Source organism: Lacticaseibacillus chiayiensis, from assembly GCF_004123795.1.
GTDB lineage: Bacteria > Bacillota > Bacilli > Lactobacillales > Lactobacillaceae > Lacticaseibacillus > Lacticaseibacillus chiayiensis.
Map to the genome: position 1 here is coordinate 1 of NZ_MSSM01000065.1, position 4,997 is coordinate 4,997.

General features: G+C 45.9%; 7 protein-coding genes and 1 pseudogene. All 8 read left to right on the forward strand.

The genetic code is table 11. The features are described from left to right. A pseudogene (locus BVJ53_RS15405) lies at positions 1-137 on the forward strand (head-tail connector protein); the annotation flags it as partial. Then, entirely contained in the window at positions 127-456 is a 330-nt protein-coding gene (locus BVJ53_RS14330) for a head-tail adaptor protein (protein ID WP_005712766.1), read from the forward strand. The pseudogene BVJ53_RS15405 and the gene BVJ53_RS14330, both read left to right, overlap by 11 nt. Then, on the forward strand, positions 456-842 hold the full coding sequence (locus BVJ53_RS14335) for an HK97-gp10 family putative phage morphogenesis protein (RefSeq protein ID WP_049173127.1): 387 nt from the start codon (positions 456-458) through the stop codon (positions 840-842). Before BVJ53_RS14330 ends, BVJ53_RS14335 begins: the two co-directional genes overlap by 1 nt. Further along, positions 842-1,228, forward strand: a complete 387-nt coding sequence (locus tag BVJ53_RS14340; protein WP_049173128.1) for a hypothetical protein — start codon at positions 842-844, stop codon at positions 1,226-1,228. The genes BVJ53_RS14335 and BVJ53_RS14340 overlap by 1 nt, the downstream gene beginning before the upstream one ends. A gap of 33 nt (positions 1,229-1,261) precedes the next feature. Continuing rightward, complete coding sequence (locus BVJ53_RS14345) at positions 1,262-1,870, forward strand: major tail protein (RefSeq protein ID WP_005688578.1); 609 nt, start codon at positions 1,262-1,264, stop codon at positions 1,868-1,870. Positions 1,871-1,926: 56 nt separating this feature from the next. Continuing rightward, positions 1,927-2,112, forward strand: coding sequence for an Ig-like domain-containing protein (locus tag BVJ53_RS14350; protein ID WP_032953809.1), 186 nt, complete (start codon positions 1,927-1,929; stop codon positions 2,110-2,112). A gap of 73 nt (positions 2,113-2,185) precedes the next feature. Next, complete coding sequence (gene gpG, locus BVJ53_RS14355) at positions 2,186-2,599, forward strand: phage tail assembly chaperone G (RefSeq protein WP_005688582.1); 414 nt, start codon at positions 2,186-2,188, stop codon at positions 2,597-2,599. Between the two features lie 122 nt (positions 2,600-2,721). Then, positions 2,722-4,997 (forward strand): phage tail tape measure protein (locus BVJ53_RS14360; protein WP_129302946.1); only part of this gene is annotated, 2,276 nt, incomplete at its 3' end.

Genomic DNA, 4,997 nt, shown 5'->3' on the forward strand with positions numbered 1-4,997 from the left:
AAGTGAAGGAAGACTATGACTACCGAGGTATGGGTGCTGAAGTCATGCGCTTTCCTTTACAAACATCAACAACAAATATCATCAATCAGCTTCGCTCAGAATTGCCGGAAGAGGATGGTGATTCTGATGCGAACTAATCGAATGACTGAGAGAATTGCGTTCGTCAGCTATGAGTCAAAAAAGGTTAACGGAGTTCCGGTTGATGGTGTGCTTGTTAAGCATATGACGGTTTGGGCTGAAGTTCCTAAGGTACCAATCAGAGAAGCAAATGATCCACAGACGAAGTTGGGCACTCGCAAAGACAGCCCGACTTTTTTAGTGCGATTTTTGACCGCAGAGGAAATCCAACCAACTTGGCGAATTCAGTGGCGTGGGAAGGAATATCAAATCACGGGTCTTGATCCTGATTACGAGAGGCGCGATCTGACAACGATTACGGCAAAGGCGGTGAGCTGATGGGCGTAAAAGTCACAGGTGATGCTGAACTGCTCGCTAATCTTAACAAACTACAATTTGGGGTTGCAAAAGAAGCTCGAGCGGCTGTCCGAGATGGTGCACAGAAGTTTGCCGACAAGCTAAAAAGCAATACGCCTGAGTGGGACGGCGAGACTGATATGAGCGGACATCTGAGAGATGACATTCAGCTTTCAAGTGTCCGTGAAACGAGTGGTGTAACAGAAGTAGACGTTGGATATGGTAAAGATACCGGCTGGCGTGCTCACTTTCCAAACTCGGGCACTTCAATGCAGGATCCGCAACATTTCATTGAGAAAACCCAAGAAGTCATGCGGCCAGTTGTTATTGCTACTTTCCTAAGCCACTTGAAGGAAGGCGGGATGTAATGGCACCTGAAAAACTTGTTTATGACATCCTGTCAGCCAATTTGGATATTGCTGACAAGGTATATATAGGTACCCCAGACTTCAATAACCAGACAAGCGTAACTCCTGAAAGTCTAGCTCCATGGGTGAGAATCACTTCTTTGCCCGGTGATGCTGCTGATTATGCTGACGATTCTAGGATATTAGAGTATCCGAAAGTGCAAGTAGATTTTTGGGTGGACAACACTGACTGGGATCAAGAAGAAAAAATAGAAACACAGATATATCAAGCACTACATGCGGCTGGCTGGGAAAGGTATTATCGCAACTCCTACGTTGATGGCGATACCCCAGCCCTTCGCATGACAACAGGATACTTTCAGTTTCAAGGACTGCCGATTGGCTAGCCCTTTTTATTTTCCTAAAGGAGGATTTTTAATATGGCAGATACTGCTGTTACAACTAATAAGAAGTTAGCAAAATTTGGGGCTTCGGCCTTCGAATACGGGGTTGTCGGTGATGACGACTTTGTACCAAGCACACGAAAGATTCAAGGCTTATCTAGTGTGAAATTGGATATTAAAACAGAGCAAAAGACGCTGTCCGCTGATGATGGCCCGTACTTGATTCTTTCTGGTGGTATCACAGAAGCAACCGAAACAATCGAAATGTACGATGTGGATTCACAGATGAAGTCTGATTTATTTGGAATTAAGGTTGTTAATGGGGTTGAAGTATATCCAAAGAACCTTAGCCCTAATTACGCCGCAACTTTGTTCCGTACGAAGCTCTCAAATGGTAAATACGTTTGGGTTGGTATGCTAAAGGGAATGTTCTCACTTCCGGGCGTTGATACCAAGACTGTTGACGGCACACCAGATCCGAGTGCTGACAGCATCGAAGGCTCATTTATTCCTCGTGGTGACCAAGATACTGGTAATGTTGTGTTGATTGGTCGGGAAGACAACGATGGGTTTGATTTCGATACCTTCCACGGCTATGTATTCCCTAAGACCGCTGAAGATGCGACTATTGCCCCAAAAGCGTAGTCGGTGTCAGCTTTGAGAACAGTTCGATTAATCTTGCGGTTGGCGCATCTACAGCGCTGAAAGTGCAAATTAATCCGGCTGATGCCGCAAATAAACAAGTTACTTTCAAAACATCAGATTCTAGCATTGCCACTGTTTCCAGTGATGGAACTGTGACCGGTGTGAAAGTGGGATCTGCAACTGTGACAGCCACAACTGATGATGGTGGTAAAACTGCCACCGCAACTGTAACTGTGGCTTAGCAATAAACTTGTCGCCTTGTAAATGCACAATACGCGAACAGCGGGCGGCTTATACCTAAAAAGGAGATTAAGCATGGCATATCAAATTAAACTAAATATCAAAGGCGAAACTTGCGTGTTCACACGAAATGGAGAGCCAACTTTACGTGATACCACGAACGCCTTAAAAGTGCAGCAACAACAGCTACGCATGCTAAACCGTAAAGATGGCCCTTCAAACGATGATTACGATGAGAACGAGAAAAACTTAGCCAAATTTGCGGTTGATTTCTGGAAAAACCAGTTTACTACCGATGATGTTATTGATGGCTCGTCTATTTCTTTGAAATCGTTGGATTCAATCAATGATGCCATTGGCGATTCTCTAAGCGATGGTGAAGAGAATGAGAAGGGCACAGCAAAAAAATCACCGAAGCGGACGTCAAAGAAGCCATTAGCAACCTTGACGACTTCTACAAAGCAAGGCTCTCTGAAGGCTACCGATTAGCTGACGTTGATGCTATGACGCTCCGCGATATTGAAAAGCTTAACCAGATTTACGAGGAACGGGAGACCACGATCGACAAGGCCTTTCCGTTCCTTTTCTAGTTCTATGAAAGGAGGTAAAACATGTTAGGAAATCTCGGACAAATTGCGGCTACCGTAAGTTTGAACATTGATCCGTTTCAAGGAAGCCAGCGAGTTTTGAATTCTTCAATTAAAGCAACTGCCGCTGAGTTGCGGGCTCAAGATGCTGCGTTTAAGGGCTCTGAAAAGTCTATCAACAACATGCGTTCAACCTATGACACATTGAGCCGCCAATCAAAGAACTACCAAGCTCAGCTTCAGAAACAGCGAAAACAGTATGATGAAAATTCGAAAGCGGTTGAAAGACTTAATAAAAGCGAGACTGCATCGCAGGAAGAAATTAATCGTGCTACAAAGCTGCAAGCTAATGCCGCCTCGCAGTACAATCGAACTGCAGCCGCTGCTGCACAAAATGAGAACCGAATGGCGGCCTTACGCAAAGAAATTGCGCTGCAAAGCGATAGCTGGACTAAAGTATCAAACGGTGCATCAAGGTTTGCATCTGTTACCGAAAAGACAAGCTCTAAGCTAACTAGTTTCGGATCAACGATGACCAAGGCAGTAACTGCTCCAATTGCCATTGGATTTGTAGCAGCCGCTAAATCTGCTATTGATTTCAACAGCCAGATTCAAGCAATGGGACCTTTGCTAACAAATGGGGGTGCGATTACTGCCAAGTATCGTGCGCAACTTGATCAACTAGCATCAGCATCTAAAAAGTGGTCGGTTGAATATGGCGTTTCCACGGCTGCAATTAACGAAGGCATGTCAGAAATGATCAAACGTGGCTATACCGCTGCGCAAACATTAGGCGCAATGCCTGCAGTTCTCAATGCGGCAAAAGCGTCTGGCGATGACTTCAACGATGTTATGCATGTTTCTACATCCGTTCTGGAACAATTTGGTCTAAAGACAGAATCAACAACGGGCATGCTTAAAAACACGTCTCGCGTTACAGATGCTCTTACCTATATTGCTAACGCTACTGCAGCAGGGTTCCAAGATATGGGCGAGGCAATGACATATGTCGGGCCTTCTGCTCATGCTGCTGGTATTTCACTAGAGGAAACAGCGGCTGCTATTGGTATTATGAGCAACAAAGGGATTGAAGGATCAGTTGCTGGCACAGCATTACGTGGTGCTTTAACAAGACTGTTGAAGCCTTCTAAGCAAAATATTCAGGGCTTTAATGAATTAGGTATATCTGTTGCTGATTTCAAAAAAGGAACGCTAACTCTTCCAGAGATTCTTGACAAAATCAAGAATAACACTAAGGGGTGGACGGACCAGCAACGTGCTTCTGCAGTAGCGTTGGCTTTTGGCACTGAAGCGCAAGCCGGCATGAATGCCTTGATTAGTGCAGGTGGCGGTGAGCTACGCAAATATACCAGTGAAGCTGAGCATGCTAGCGGAACAACTGCCAAAATTGCTAACCAGTTAAACAATACGGATGCCGCCAAATTGAAGAGATTTCAAGAGTCGATTCATGTTTTAGGAATTGAAGTAGGTCAAAAACTTCTACCGACGCTGACTCCTCTTATCAAAACAGCAACCGATGTTGTCAATGCCTTTTCAAAAATGGACAGCGGTACGCAACAAACCATTATCAAATTTGCAGCGTTTGCGGCAGTTGTAGGGCCAGTGAGTTCTCTTATCGGTGGAGCTCTTAAGCCGGTTGTTGCTTTGAGCAAAGGAATATCTGGAATTGCGGGAGTCATTGGGCGAGCCGCTACAGCCGCGAAGCTCGGTGGAACTGCAATGGATGTGCTCAAGTCTGGGTTTAGCAAGACAGCTTTTGAAGCATTGAAGGTTGCACCAGCCGCAGCAGCGGCGGCAGAAGGTACTTCTGGAATGGGAGCAGCCATGGGCGGAGCCGCAGCGAGCGGAACAGGATTGCTAGCGGCATTGGGGCCAATCGTCCCAGTTGTTTTAGGTGTGACAGCAGTCGTCGGTGCCGGTGTAGCCATTTGGGAATTGTGGGGCAAAAAGGCTCTTGAGTCTGCTGACAGAACTTCACGATGGGGTACGGACATTGGCGAAGCAGCAGATAGGTCCGCAACTAAGATGCGAGACGCTTCTGGCAAGATCAGTGGTGCTTTCACTGACACTAACCACACTGTCAAAGAAAATGCCAAAACGATCGCCAACGGTTTTGATAATATTACGAAGGCCGCTAAAGAATCGTCCAAAAATACCCAAACCGCACTCGACAAGTTGGCGAAGCAAGTCGGTGGATCGACTGCTGATCAGATCCGTAAAGACGCAGCAGAAATGAAGAAGGCCGACGATGCACGCATCAAGCAAATTGAGGCTAATGC